This window comes from Henriciella pelagia, from assembly GCF_002088945.1.
Lineage (GTDB): Bacteria > Pseudomonadota > Alphaproteobacteria > Caulobacterales > Hyphomonadaceae > Henriciella > Henriciella pelagia.
Window position 1 is genome coordinate 39416 of record NZ_NCSU01000014.1, and the last position, 14745, is coordinate 54160.

10 protein-coding genes are annotated in these 14745 nt (G+C 57.5%); 7 read left to right on the forward strand and 3 right to left on the reverse strand.

What is annotated here, in order from left to right:
- Complete coding sequence (locus B8746_RS14235) at window positions 1–1434, reverse strand: peptide MFS transporter (protein ID WP_084394374.1); 1434 nt, start codon at window positions 1432–1434, stop codon at window positions 1–3.
- Between the two features lie 39 nt (window positions 1435–1473).
- Window positions 1474–4725, reverse strand: a complete 3252-nt coding sequence (locus B8746_RS14240) for an amidohydrolase family protein (RefSeq protein ID WP_084394375.1) — start codon at window positions 4723–4725, stop codon at window positions 1474–1476.
- 242 nt (window positions 4726–4967) lie between these two features.
- On the opposite strand from B8746_RS14240, the gene B8746_RS14245 reads away from it, so the two are divergent.
- Window positions 4968–6047 carry a PepSY-associated TM helix domain-containing protein gene (locus B8746_RS14245; protein WP_143434610.1) on the forward strand — a complete coding sequence of 360 codons (1080 nt, stop codon included), beginning with the start codon at window positions 4968–4970 and terminating at the stop codon, window positions 6045–6047.
- Window positions 6013–7164, forward strand: a complete 1152-nt coding sequence (locus tag B8746_RS14250; protein WP_198943744.1) for a LysR substrate-binding domain-containing protein — start codon at window positions 6013–6015, stop codon at window positions 7162–7164. Before B8746_RS14245 ends, B8746_RS14250 begins: the two co-directional genes overlap by 35 nt.
- Here B8746_RS14250 and B8746_RS14255 read toward each other — a convergent pair.
- A complete protein-coding gene (locus B8746_RS14255; protein WP_233124333.1) occupies window positions 7161–8321 on the reverse strand; it encodes a serine hydrolase domain-containing protein in 1161 nt (386 codons plus the stop codon). The two genes, B8746_RS14250 and B8746_RS14255, sit on opposite strands and share 4 nt — an antisense overlap.
- Before the next feature lie 205 nt (window positions 8322–8526).
- Between B8746_RS14255 and B8746_RS14260 the strand changes: the two genes are divergently transcribed.
- The 5 genes from B8746_RS14260 (at window position 8527) to ald (ending at window position 14615) form a co-directional block, all read left to right on the forward strand.
- Window positions 8527–9174 (forward strand): FMN-binding negative transcriptional regulator, encoded by a 648-nt coding sequence (locus tag B8746_RS14260; RefSeq protein ID WP_084394378.1) that lies wholly within the window; start codon window positions 8527–8529, stop codon window positions 9172–9174.
- 115 nt (window positions 9175–9289) lie between these two features.
- On the forward strand, window positions 9290–10663 hold the full coding sequence (locus B8746_RS14265) for an aspartate aminotransferase family protein (RefSeq protein ID WP_084394379.1): 1374 nt from the start codon (window positions 9290–9292) through the stop codon (window positions 10661–10663).
- 1 nt (window position 10664) lies between these two features.
- Window positions 10665–12137: an NAD-dependent succinate-semialdehyde dehydrogenase gene (locus B8746_RS14270; protein WP_084394380.1), complete on the forward strand. Its 1473-nt coding sequence runs from the start codon at window positions 10665–10667 to the stop codon at window positions 12135–12137.
- Entirely contained in the window at window positions 12137–13459 is a 1323-nt protein-coding gene (locus B8746_RS14275; protein ID WP_158084643.1) for a putative porin, read from the forward strand. Before B8746_RS14270 ends, B8746_RS14275 begins: the two co-directional genes overlap by 1 nt.
- 55 nt (window positions 13460–13514) lie before the next feature.
- The gene (gene ald, locus B8746_RS14280; protein WP_084394382.1) at window positions 13515–14615 is read left to right on the forward strand and encodes an alanine dehydrogenase; all 1101 of its coding nucleotides are present in this window, start codon (window positions 13515–13517) and stop codon (window positions 14613–14615) included.
- Window positions 14616–14745 lie beyond the last annotated feature (130 nt).

Sequence of the window (14745 nt, forward strand, 5' to 3'; positions counted from 1 at the left end):
TCATGCCTCTTGTGTAGTCAGTCCGCCCTGCGGGACCGCGGGCGATTCATCCAGTTTCATGGTCCGGGTCAGGAGGGGGCGCAGGATCAGGATCAGGATTGCGGCCAGCCCGACAATCGCAGCATGCATCAGCCAGAAACTCGCTGTCGGCATGTGCTCGTAGAAACGGGCCAGCCAGCCGCTGAATATGCCGCCGAAGAAAATCGCGAGATAATACGATCCAACCATCATGGAATTAACGGCATCGGGCGCAGCTCGCGATGTCAGTGCGAGGGCGATTGGTCCGACATACAGAAAGCCGACTCCACAGATGAAGTGGAAGATCACCGGCCAGATCAATGCGGTCTGGTCATTGCCGCCAAAGACATCACCAAGGCCAAGAAGGATGAATGCTGCAGCAAAGATGGAACAGCCGATGACAAGCTTTATGAGGTCTCCTGGTTCGGTCTGGCGTTTCGACTGATGGCGCCAGTACCAGAGAACAAGCGGCGCAAGCACCAGTACCGCCAGCGAGTCCAGCGACTGAAACCAGGTCACCGGCACATCCAGACCGAACACAGACCGGTCGACATGTTCACGAAGCCACAAGGGGTAAGCGTTCCAGACCTGACTTTGCGCCGTCCAGTAGAGGGACGTCAACGCCAGCATGCCGAGGATCGAAAAGATAACGATTCCGTCGCCCTTCTGGAGCTTTGGGCGCTCCTCGCCTTCTGCTTCTACGCGGTCAGACGGCAAGTGAGATTGCCCCAGAATATAAATGGCGAGGCCGATCAACATGCCGATCCCGGCGGCGCCAAAACCATAATGCCAGCCGTAAAGCTCGCCGAGGGTACCGCATATGAGCGGCGCGACCGTTGCCCCGACATTGACGCTGAAAACATAGATGGAATAGCCGGAGTCACGCCGCTTGTCGGCCTTGTCATATAGCGCACCAACCTGTGCGGCCAGATTGCCTTTCAGCAGGCCCGATCCGAGGATCAGCATCAGGAGCGCGAACAGGAAGCTGGCCTCGAACGCCATCAGGAAGTGGCCCACCGCCATGAAGCTCGCCCCCATCAGGACAGCCTTCCGCCGCCCCAGAATCCTGTCGCCGATTAGACCGCCGAGGACTGGCGCGAAGTACACCAGGCCGACATATGCGCCGAAGACCTGCGACGCGAGCGCCTGTACGGAAAGTGGCCCGAAGATAGCCTCAAAGAACGCCCGGAATGGCTCGAAGACAGCAACATTTCCTGAGTTTTCCGGCAGGAACAGATAGGTCGCCATATAAAGGATCAGCAGAGCCTGCATCCCGTAAAAGGAAAACCGCTCCCACGCTTCGGTGAAGACGATATAAGCCAGCCCCTTCGGATGGCCCAGAAACTCACCCGAAGCCTTTGTCGCAGCCGGGTTAGCCGTCGCGGCCACCTGTTCTTCACCGGTGAGATCACTCATGTTTCGCCCCTCTCGTCTGTTCACGCCAGGACAAGGCCACTAGTGGGCCCATGCCGGCTTCCAATTGATGGATTTCGGCACATCATTGACCTCCCAGTAAAAGGGTCGGCGGGGTCGGTCGTAATTGCCAATTTCGTTCATGCTGAAAGAATCGTAGAGACGTCCATTCACCATCGTCATGGATACGGTTTCGGTATTGCGGACGCTCTCCAGCGGGTTCGCATCCAGCACGATTAGATCGGCGAGCTTGCCTTCTCGAATGGAGCCGATCTGGTTCTCCAGTCCAAGGGTTTTCGCGCCATTGATGGTTCCAGCGCGCAGGACTTCAAACGCGGACATGCCACCCTCGGCAAGCAGCTGCATTTCCCAGTGCATCGCAAGTCCGAACACCTGGCCATGCGAGCCTGCATTCACCAGACCGCCTGCATCCACGAGCTCTTTCATTGAACGCGCCGCCGCTCTGAAACCGATATCCCAGATCTCGTCGACTGCATTTACACCCGTCATGCCGCGCACATAGGCAGGCGCGCCGACCGGGACAGCGAGCGGACTGTAGGAACTCGTTGTCGTCTGGACGAAGTCATTGACGCGAGGGTCCTCCCAAAGCCGGGAAGACTGGTAGAGGAAATTTTCCCCCATCATCTCTCCGAATAGGACGATCAGCGTTGGCGTGTGAGCAACATCCGAAGCCGCCAGAAGCTGAATGAAGTCGTCGTAGAGCGTCTCGACCGGGACATTGTGCTGGAGGTTTACATTTCCATCCAATATTGCGCTCACACCATTGAAGAAGTGGCTCTCGCCTTCGACATCGACCATGATGCCTGCTTCGCGTCCTGCCTTGTTCAGCATCTGGCGCTGGCGGCGCAGGATTTGCCGATAGGACTTCACGATCGTTCCGCCGAGTGCGGCCTTCCTTGCCATCGCAGCCTGTGCGTCGGCGAAGCTCCGGATCGGCACATAGACAGGGTCGTATTTGCGCTTGCGCCCATACAGCACGTAGCCAACATCGATCGAGCGCGGGCTGACCGCCCCGCCTGATAGTGCCAGTTCGTGCGCACTATAGGTCGGCAATTCGGATGTATACGGATCGTAATTGGTCGTGACGCCGAAGGACAGAGCCGCAAATCGCGACGCCTGTTGTTGGGGCAGCAGTCCGGAGGACGCGTAATAGCAGGTGTCGAGGTGGCCATGCATATCAACCAGTCCCGGCATGATGGTCTTGCCGGTTGTGTCCACAATATGAGCATTGTCTGGCACCAGGGTTGAAGCGGATGGGCCAACGGCGCGGATGCGGTTGCCCTCGACCACAACCGTACCCTTCTCAATGACCTCTTCACCTTCCATTGTAATCACACGTCCGCCAACGAAGGCCGTCACACCTTGCGGCTTGTCGACTGGCAGTTCCAGGTCCACGCTGGTGAGGACTTCAGGTTCGGGCATCTCGTCATTCAGAGAGACCGTCAGGATATCCGGCCCATACGCCCAGTGAACGGCAGAAGAATCGGCTGACCAGGTCAGCTCATAGCCACCGGCCGTTTCGATTTTCGTGCCCGAGTTGCCGTCCAGAACGCGTTCAGCATCGTCTGCACTAAAAGCGGCGATGTAGTAATTCTGATAGTGGCGGAACGCGACGTGGCTGAAGTCCGGACTGAGCTTCAGTTCATTGGTGTCGGAATCGGCCGTTCGAAGGTGGACCCGTCTTTCAGACCCGTCGAGCGCAACGCTCTCCAGAGTCGTGACGAGCGTACCGTCGACATAGGCTTCTGTCGTAAAGAATACGCGTGTGCCGTCGGGAGAAAACCGTGGGTTGCCGCCAATTGCCTCAATCCTGGTCGGTTCACCGCCTTGTGACGGGATCCAGAAGAGTCCGGGGTCTGCCCTGTACCCCCCGAGACAATCATCGCCCTCCGCAATCTGGAAAAGGATTTTTGAGCCATCTTGCGAATAGGTCGGTTGCCGAACAATACCGGGTGAAGAGAACAAGGTACGTACGGCGCCGCCGGTTGTGCGAAGCTTCAGCGCGCCGCCATGAACATCGTCCCACTCGACGAACGCAATTGCTTCACCATTCGGTGCATAGGTGGCTTCCGATTGAGATGCTGCGGTATCAGCGACCAACGCTGGATCGCCGCCGGTAACCGATTGTTCCCAAATCTTGCCCAGCGCTGTGAAGACAAGGTTCTGACCGTCAGGTGAAAGGCCAATCCGGGACACAGCTTTCACCTTGAATGTCTCGGGCGCGAGATCCTGCGTGACCCGTACCGGCTCAGTCAGGCGATGGCGCGAGGTTACCGAGAATGGAATGATTTCGGCGGCGCCTGTTGTCACGTCGATGCGTTTGATCTTGCCGCCGGCCCAGATGGCAATGGCCTCCCCATCGGGGAACCAGTCAAACCGAGGATAATAATTTCCCTGTCCGAGAAAGTCGGCCTGACCGTCCCGGTCCAGCTTGTCATAAATCGGATATTGGGAACGCGTCCCGAAATCATAGATGAACAACATGGTTTCGTCGCGGACACGCCGGACGAAAGCCATTCGGTCTCCGGAGGGCGAAATGACCGGCGTGGTTGCGCCTCCAAACCCGCCAACAATGGATTTTATTTCGCCGGTGGAGAGCTGCTTTCTGCGGATCTCAAAGTTCTTGTGACTGGCATCGACATAGACGCCTGACGCGTGAACATGCGAGATTTTTTCGACGAAAAACAAACTCTCGCCATCGGGCCCATAGACAGCGTCATGCACATTTTCACCATTTTCCGGCATGGCGACAATCTGTTCGGCAGGCCCGCCTCCGGCTGGATATGTGACTAGCTCCGACGAATGCAGCTTGTCGGCGGTGTCGAAATGTCTTGCGGCCGCTATTGTCTGACCATCCGCGCTCCATGTTGGCTCGACAACCGCCCTAGAAGTTTCGAATGAAACCTGTGTCGGGCGAGAGCCATTCGGGTCAGATGTCCAGACATTGTCGCCGCCATCCACGTCGCTGATATAGACGATGCGGGTTCCATCCGGGTTGAATTGCGGTGAATGCTGCATTGCGGGCCCACCATGAACAAGTGTGGCCACGCCACCTTTAGCCGGCATCCGGTAGATATCACCGAGCAGGTCGAACACGATCGTCTGGCCGTCCGGGCTGATATCGAGGCTGATCCAGGTGCCCTCGTCCACGGTGAACTCGACATTTTTGTAGGGTTCGCCCGTATTGGTGACGTCCCAGTCCTGCGCACTGGAGTTACCTGCGGCGAAGATTGCCGCGGCAACCGTCGCAGCTATCAGGTTTGTTTTTCCCATCGTGTTCCTCCTCCGGCTGGCACTGACGGCGTTCGAACATCACCACCATCACGCGGCATGATGATTCCGCCAATTCCTCCGATCTCAAACTCATCATGCACAGCTGTCATGCGCGAAGACGCTAAGCGCGCATCAGGCGGTGCGTTTATATCACCACTCTCCGCACACTTCGCATCTGGGGCAATGCGTGCCTCACCTGCGATACATTGGGCTGCGTTATTTCCACTGAATTTGGGTTCATCATGAGTTTTGCTACCTTCCGCATCATCCATCGGTGGCTGAGTCTGATTTTCGTCACTTTATGGATTCTGCAAGCCGCTTCAGGCTTGGTAATCGCGTTCAGGGCCGACATTGATGATTTCCTGATCGGCAATCCGGCCCGGGAGACTGATGCGCAGGCGTTCGCCAATGCCGTAGAAAGCCTGCAGAAAGAAGGGGCGGACATTTCGTCCATCTGGATTTCAGGCGGGCGCGACGGCCAGTACGATGCCTACCTGATGCGCGATGGCGATTCCCAAACAGTCAGGATCGACGGCGCAGGCAACCGGATCCGCGAGCGTTCAGACTCCGCGCTCTTTTCGGAAGGCGCAGTTTTTGAAACGGTGACCCAGTTTCACAAGTCCTTGATGTTGGGAACCGTTGGCTACCTCTTCTTGTGTGTGTCGGGTCTTCTGCTCGCGTCCAACATCATTTTCGCCATCGTCATGGGCTGGTCGAGACGGCGACGCTTCAAGGAATTTGCAAAGGCCAACAGCGCTCCACCCGGGGTGTCGCTCTCCGGCTGGCACTGGAGGGTCGGGTTATGGGGTGCTCTGCCTGCACTGATCGTCGTGCTGGCGGGGGCCGCGCTCACCCAGGCTGATGCCCTGGACGAAGCTATCAATGTCACCGAGCCAACACCGGACAACGTCGACTCGATTGTCGAAACGCCGGTCGGTCTCGCCGAGGCCATCGAGACGGCCCTGGCTGAGTATCCAGGCTCAGAACTGATCGCGATTTCGCTGCCTTCTGAAACCCGGCAGTGGTACCGGTTCCGCCTCAAGGCACCGGGAGAAATGCCCCGTCTCTATGGAGCGACGAGGGTCTATGTCGGTCTCGGAGGCGATGTGCTGATGAGCCATGACGCGGCAAACAGCTCAGCCAATGAACGACTTTCTGAAGCGCTCTATCCGCTCCACACCGGCCAGATTGGCGACCTGCCAGGAAGACTGATCAACTTTGCCGTAGGTATCTGGCTTCTTGTCATGGCCTATTTCGGCATCCGACTCTGGCTGACTCGACGTGCGGTTGGTCAACGATCTGCTCGTTCTGCAGATCGCTGAAATAGGCTTTTGCCAAAGTTTCAAGCGCACCAACAACTGTGTTGCTAAAAACGCACCAATGCAGCTTGACTTCGATGAAAACCGTGCCGTGTACTGTCTGTGTCACTTTGATGAACGCAGGAGACAAGTCTTGGCCGACCCCACCGACTCTTCATTGTATCTCGGACAGCAGCCGCCTGCCCGAAAATCGCTTCCACCTTTTGAAGGACTGAGAGCATTTGATGCAGTGGCGCGTCTAGGGGGCGTCCGCAAAGCGGCGAAGTGGCTCGACCGTGACCATGCCGTCCTCAGTCGGCACCTCCGCAAACTGGAAGAATGGGTCGGTATTGCGCTCATCGAGCGTGTTCCGACAGGCCTGGTTCTGACAGAAGCCGGCAAGGATTATCACGCTTCGATCGCCAAGTCGCTCGACGCCATTTCATATGCGACGCTCGACCTGATGAACCAGGGCATCCATCATCAATTGATGATCTGGAGCACTCCGGGTTTTGCCCAGCAATGGTTGTCACGGCGCCTGGCTTCGCTTGAGAAGGCCAACAAGGGCGTGGAAATTGAGCTCAAGCCTTCAGTCACCGAACCTGACTTTCTGTCACACGAAGCCAATGCAGACATTCGATTCTGGTCTTCTTACGAAGATCTGGACGAACTGCCGGCACACTTGCGGTATCAAACGTTCGCAGAATCCCCGATCATCCCGGTCGCAAGTCCCGATTACCTCGAACGGCATCCCGAGATAACTTCTCCGAGCGATCTGCTGGCGCACCAGTTGCTCCATGAAAATACAACCAGAACGTGGGAGTTGTGGCTGACTTCGTTGGGTGTTGATTGCGGGAGTGGGCTCAAAGGGCCTCGCCTTTGGCAAGGCAACCTGACGACAGACGCAGCGCGTGATGGCCGCGGCATCGCGCTCACAAACCCTATGGTCGCGTCAAAGCACCTTTCGCGCGGGGACCTTGTCTGGATCGGAAAGGATAATCCTGCTTTCCCACCACGTCCCGGCTATTATGTGCTGATCGCGCGCCGGGATCGTTGGGACGAAGCGAGCCTCAGGCGCTTTCGCACCTGGCTCGCCGGAACCGTTGCGAAGGACATGCCGGAGCTCGTTCCCGCTGCTTAGCCCAGCGCTGTAGCAGCAGCGTTGAAGAAGTCATTATCCGGGATGGCTTCAGAAAATTTCGGCTTGGCCCTGCAGCTCATGACGGTCAGCACGATATTCCGGGTGGGGTTGACATAAATGTACTGTCCGAAGATGCCGCGTGCGCTGTATGCGCCCTCATGATGGCTTCCCTCACGGTCCGGCACGGGCCACCACATATAACCGTAATTGAGCGTATCGGCGTTCACCACACGCACCTTGGTCGCTTCGGTGAACCAGTCGTCCGGCACCATTGCTTCCCCATCGACGACGCCTCTGTTCAGTGCAAATTGTCCGAGGCGAGCATAGTCACGCAAAGATGCGCAAATGCCGCTGCCGGCAACCTCAAGACCATCGGGCGCTTCGAGCCACCAGGCTGCGTCCTGCTGCATTCCAGCTTTCGACCAGATCTTCTCCGACGCATAATCGGCGAGCCATTTTCCGGTCGCCGCATGCACCAACGCTCCAACCACATGGGTTTCGCCAGTACTGTAATTCCACACTGATCCCGGCTCGGCAATTCGTGGCAGGGAGGCCATGAATTCCATGATCGCACCGGGCTGTTGAGCGACCTGAAGATCCAGCATCGTACGACGCTCCGAATCTGCATTGGTATGGGTATCGTCCCATTTCACGCCAGACGTCATCTGCATGAGGTGACGGATGGAAACACAATCATAGCCGCTACCTGACAGCTCCGGCATGTATTTGACCAGTTGGTCATCGACGCTGTCGATAAAACCATCCCTGATAGCAGCGCCTACGAGTGTGGTAGACACCGACTTGGCCATCGACATCGACATCCAGCGCGTCTCTCGATCAATACCCTGATCGTAATATTCGTGAACGATTTCGCCATCCTTCAACGCCAGGAGGCCGACAAGCCGGTTGCGGGATACATAATCATACAGGTCATAGCTCGCTCCGCCTGACGGTATGATCAAATCGATAAGGGATGCATCGGCCTCAGGGATCGCTGAAACCTCGCCACCCTTCGAAATTGTTCGCGTCGGAAAGATCTCGTGAGTGTTCGCAAAGGTTTGCATCTGCACGTTCGGCATAAGCTTGCCGGCATAGGCATCGACAATATCGCCAAGTTCTTCGAAGCGGGCATCTGACTTTGATACTAGACCATTCACAGGACCATCTCCCTTTCCTGAATGTCCGGCCAAGCCGGTGTTCTTCAACAGTTGGGTGAGACCGTAGCGTCTGTCGGGATATGGCTCAGGTGCTAAGCGGTCTGGATGCGGTGCTGATTTATCACCAGGCAGTCCTGATTACGCGCCGGACAAGTCAATTCTCTACCGCGACACTCAGAGTCAATTGTAGACTCAGGAGGTCATCATGACTGACATAGCCAGCTCTTGGAGAATGTTCGTTCCTCAATCCTATCGAGCGTCTGACCCGGAAGCCATTATCAGCCATCATGCATTTGGTCAGATCGTAACGGCGCACAATGGTATGCCGTATGCGACCAGTGTGCCCATGTATCTTGAAGATGGTCCGATGGGTGAACGCATTCTGTTCGGACATATGGCTCGCGACAATCCGCAGGCTGCAACACTGATGTCCGGCATGAAGGCGTTGGCCACCTTCCACGGTCCAAATACTTATATCTCCGCGAGTTGGTACAAGGACCAGCCAACTGTCCCGACCTGGAACTATGTCGCCGCCCAGGTGCGAGGCACCCTCACTCCGATCGATGATGATGAAAAGCAGCTGGCCATCATGCGCAAGACGATCGACCGCAGCGAGGCACGAACCGGCACCAGCTGGCTCATGAAGGACGCGCCCGCCGGCAAGATCGACAGCCTGCTACCGCGCATCCGCTCCTTCCAGATAACTGTCGAGCGCATAGATGGCGTCACCAAACTCAGCCAGAAGCATCCACCTGCCGATCGGGAGCGGGTCATCGCTGCGCTGGAAGCCCTTCCAGGCGTAGCGGAAGCCCAGATCGCGGCATTGATGCGCAACCTCGGAAATGAAGATTAGAGCAAGCTTGCAGGCCACCGGTGCTCTAAGCGCACCGCCCTCATCACTTTAGTCATCTCCACTCAGGCGCGTTTGGGCGGTCAATTGGCCTTAACTACTCTCAAGGGGAATCCAGATGGCGATCACTCAGACCAGAACGGCGCACTTGCAAGCTATCGACGCCGCACATCACATTCATCCGTTTTGCGATCCGAAGTCGCTCGCAGAGCGCGGAACCAGAGTGATCACCAAGGCAGATGGCTGCTATGTGGAAGACAGTGATGGAAACCGGATTCTCGACGGTATGGCGGGGCTGTGGTGCGTAAATGTCGGCTATGGCCGTCAGGAACTGGTCGACGTCGCCGCACGGCAGATGGAAGAGCTGCCTTTCTACAACTCATTCTTCCAGAGCTCTACACCGAGCCAGATCGCTCTTGCGGAGCGCCTTTCCAAAATCACCCCTGGTGACCTCAACCACTTCTTCTTCGCCAATTCAGGATCAGAAGCCAACGACACCGTAATCCGGATGGCGCGGCACTATTGGCACCTGAAGGGCAAGCCGGAGAAGTACAAGTTCATCGGCCGCCACCTCGGTTATCATGGCAGCACGCTGGCAGCGACCAGCCTCGGCGGCATGAAGCATATGCATGATATGGGGTCGTCGACCTTGCCCGGTTTCGAACACATCATGGAACCGCACTGGTTCGCTCATGGCGGGAATCTGAGCCCGGAACAATTTGCCCTCCGCGCAGCGCAGGCGCTCGAGGACAAGATTCTCGAGATTGGTGCCGACAATATCGCTGCATTCATTGGTGAACCGATACAGGGCGCGGGCGGTGTAATCTCGCCGCCGCCGGGATATTGGCCGGAGATTGAACGCATCTGCCGCAAACACGACATCCTGTTCGTCTCTGATGAAGTCATCTGCGGATTTGGCCGGCTCGGCGAGTGGTTTGGCTGCCAGTATTATGGCGTTCAGCCCGATATCATGCCGATGGCGAAAGGCATGTCCTCTGGCTACCTGCCCATCTCGGCTGTGGCCTTTAGCGACCGCATCTTCGAGACGCTGAACGAAGGCGGTCCAATTTCGCATGGATACACCTATTCCGGACACCCGGTTTCATGCGCGGTTGCTCACGCCAATATCGACATCATCGAGCGTGAAGGCCTGGTCGAACGGGTAAGGAACGACATCGGTCCATACCTTCAGAGCGGCCTTGCCCACCTCTATGAGCGCCATTCCATAATTGGTGAAGTTCGCGGCGCCCAGGCGCTTGCCGGCCTTCAGCTTGTACGGTCCCGCGACACACGCGAGCCATTCGCCGCTGAGGATAACGCTGCCATGATCTGCCGGGACATCTGTCTTGAGAAAGGTCTTATCATGCGGGCCGTCGGACAGGCGATGGTTATCTGCCCGCCTCTCACCATTACGCATGCTGAAATCGACGAAATGATCGACAAGGCAGATGCCGGACTTCGTGAAGCCGCTTCCAGGCTGGGACTCGACTAACATGAATATCAAGCTCGAAAAGCCGGCCCCGACGGGCGCCGGAACCCCTTCTCTATGGCAGCGCATATCGCGCAAAATCGCTGAACACACAGCCGGCACCACCTTCGCGGTTGTCAATCCGGCGGACGGGTCGGAAATCGCAAAGGTCGCAGATCTCGGGGCTTCGCACGCAAGAATAGCGGTCGACGCTGCCGCGCCTGCTCAGGCGGCCTGGGCCGCGCTTTCTGCCAAGGACCGAAGCAGTATTTTGCGTCGCTGGTTCGACCTGATCGTGGCGCACGAACTTGAACTGGGCGAAATTCTGACGCGCGAACAGGGCAAACCGCTCGCTGAGGCCCGCCGGGAAGTCACTTTCGGCGCCAATTACGTCGAGTGGTTCGCGGAAGAAGCAAAGCGCGCCTATGGCGATGTTATTCCGACAGCCCTTCCCACCCAACGACAGATTGTCGTCAAGCAGCCGGTTGGCATTGTAGGCGCAATCACCCCATGGAACTTTCCGAGCGGCATGATCACGCGCAAGGCAGCGCCCGCGCTGGCCGCAGGATGCGCCGTGATCCTGAAACCCTCAGAAGAAACTCCGCTTTCGGCGTTGGCATTGTCCTGCCTGGCCGACGAGGCGGGTATTCCCGCTGGCGTCTTTCAGGTCATCACCTCGAGCACGGCTGAAGATGTCGCGGGCGTCCTCACAAGCGATCCGCGCGTGCGCAAGATATCCTTCACAGGATCAACGCGCGTTGGGAAACTGCTTATGCGTCAGGCTGCGGACACCGTTAAGCGCCTGTCGCTCGAACTTGGCGGCAACGCGCCGTTCATTGTCTTTGACGATGCCGACCTCGACAAGGCTGTCGCCTGTGCCGTGGCTGCGAAGTTCCGAAATGCCGGCCAGACCTGCGTCAGCGCAAACCGCTTTCTCGTCCACACCTCTATCAAGGAGGCATTCCTTGAAAAATTCGTCGCTGCCGTCGACGGCCTTCGCGTCAGCGAAGGACTCGATCCGAGCTGCGATATCGGTCCGATGATCAATGCGACGGCGAAACAGAAGACGATTGCGCTTGTAGAAGACGCTCTCGCCCGCGGCGCCAAACGCTGTACCGCCCAACACACGGACCGGACCGGTTGCTTCCTCGACCCAGTCATACTCTCAGACGTGACGGTCGACATGAGCATCGCGAACACCGAGATCTTCGGACCGGTGGCTCCCGTCATTGAATTCAATACTGACGAAGAAGCTGTTCAGCTCGCCAACGATACGCCGTACGGCCTTGCCGCCTACTTCTGGACCCGCGACATGTCACGCGCCTGGTCCGTTTCCGAAAGACTTGAAGCCGGCATGATTGGCCTGAACGGAAACGCCATTTCCAGTGCAGAAACGCCATTTGGCGGCATCAAGGAGTCCGGCCTGGGGCGTGAAGGCTCGCAGTACGGCCTCGATGATTATCTCGACATCAAATACATCGCGATGGGAGGTATATGATGTCCCGACAGCTCCAACAGCGCGCAACTATTCGGAGCCAATGCCTTCGAGCCGTCAGCCTCACGGCGATCATCGCCCTTTCCGGTCTTTCGGCAACAGCCCAATCGGGCGACCTGCCGGACAAGGATGCGCAGATCCTTGAACTTCAGCAAAGGCTAAGTGCGCAGGAGGAACGTCTGGCCCGCCTCGAAGCGCTGCTGGAGAGCGCCCCTCAGCCGGTAAATCCGGCACCCATGCGCGAAGAGACCCAGCGTCTCGCCACGTCACGGGTCAATGGGATTGAGCCGACGACAGCCTCTCCGGCCCTGCCGAAATTATCGGTGAGCGGCGATGCTCGTCTGCGTTACGAACACAATAACGCCTCGGACGGCCGACGCAGCGATTCCCGCGGCGCATTGCGCGCAAGACTTGCTGCGAGATACCAGTTTTCACCAAGCTTTGAGATTGGAGCTCGCATCGTCACCGGCGACCCGGATGATCCAAATTCCGCCGATGTTTCGCTTTCAAATTTCGCGGACGATCTGCAAGTCAGCCTCGACCAGCTCTATGTTAAAAAGTCCTTCGGCAGCCTAAGCCTGACGGGAGGCAAGTTTGCGAACCCGTTCCGACGCACTGATCTGGTCTGGGACGGTGACGTAAACCCTCAAGGCATCGCCGCGCAATATGTGGCGTATGACAACAATGTAGCTCGGCTTGCCGGCAACGTTCTTTATTTTCCGATTGAGAGGTCGGTCGTTGGCCCTGACAGCACGGCAAGAGGCGGCCAGATCACGCTGGACACGCAAGCCTCGGACAAGTGGAACTTCGGACTCGCCGCCGGCTACTACGACTACGAAATCGAGGCGATGGCGACTGCGAACGCCGGCGATACGCGGACCAACCGGCTCGGCTCCGACGGCGCTTACATATCTGACTTTGACCTTTTCGATATCATTGCCAGCGTCAATTATGATGGTCTTGGCGGGCGCTGGCCCATCAGCCTTGCGGCGGAGTATGTCGAGAATCTCGGGGCTGATGACTACGATACCGGGTACATGCTTTCTGCTTCAGCCGGGCAGACGGCTACACCTGGCAGCCTGAGCGTCGACTATGCCTACCATGTCGCCGAAGCTGACGCTGTCTTCGCTGCCTTCGCACAGGACAATATTCCGCTCGGGTCAAATTATCTGCAGCACGCCGTAGGCCTGACTTACGCACTGACCGACCACATCGATCTCGGCGCAAATATCTATGCCTACCGGTTGAAGGACATCGAACTCGGCGGGCTACCAAGCACCGACTGGCAACAACGCGTCCGCTTCAATCTTGTCGCCGAATTCTAAAGAACAAGCGGCGCTTCCTCCCAAACCAAACACTCTTCGACACGAGGACATTTCAATGCGCATTGGCACCCCCAAAGAACTCAAGAATCGCGAATACCGGGTTGGCCTGACGCCTCAAGGGGCTCAGGAACTGGTCCGCTCAGGCCACACCGTATTTGTTGAGACGAATGCTGGCGCCGCAGTCGGCTTTGCCGATGAGATGTATCAGGAGGCCGGCTGCGTGATCGCACCTGACGCAGACGCACTGTTTGAAAACTCTGACCTCATTGTGAAGGTCAAGGAGCCTCAACCTGTAGAAATCGCGCGCCTTCAACCCCGGCAGACTTTGTTCACCTACCTCCATCTTGCGCCGGATCCCGAACAAACCCGCGGCCTGATGAAATCTGGCGCAACTTGCATTGCTTACGAGACCGTTACGGACCGGTTCAACCGCCTCCCCCTTCTTACCCCGATGAGCGAAGTCGCAGGTCGGCTTTCCGTGCAGGCTGGCGCAAAGTATCTAGAGATTGCAAATGGGGGTTCGGGCACACTGCTCGGCGGCGTGACCGGCGTGGCCCCAGGAAATGTCCTCGTCATCGGTGGCGGCGTCGCGGGCAAGAATGCGGCGGAAATGGCCATTGGCCTTGGGGCCAATGTCACCATCCTCGATACGTCGCTGGACCGCCTGCGCGAGCTCGACGAGATTTTTGATGGACGTGCCCGCTGCCTGTTCTCCACCTCCGCCGCGATCGAGAGCCATCTGAAAACCGCAGATCTGGTTATCGGCGCAGTTCTGCTTCCAGGGTCCACAGCACCGAAAGTTGTCAGTCGGGAACAGATTGCCCTGATGAAACCAGGTTCAGTGGTTGTCGACATCGCGATCGATCAGGGCGGGTGTTTCGAGACAAGCCGACCGACAACACATGATGAACCGGTCTATTTCATCGACGGCGTCTGTCACTACTGCGTCACCAACATGCCGGCCGCTGTCGCCCGGACCTCAACGATTGCGCTTTCAAACGCCACTTTGCCATTTGCTCTTGCGCTCGCAAACCAAGGCACCGACGCAGCGCTCGAAGCAAACCCGCACCTGGCAGCGGGTCTGAACATCAGGGCAGGAGAAATTACACATCCTGAAGTGCTCACAGCGATGAACGGTCAGCTCACTCCAGCCTGAACTATGGCTTCGAGCGTCATATCCAGCATCTCACCTGGAGAGTGCAGGAACAGCACAAGCGGCAGGAGCGTCTCGATATCCGGTCACTCACTTCGCAGACTGGCCGCCGACTCTCCAGTCCCGCTTGAAA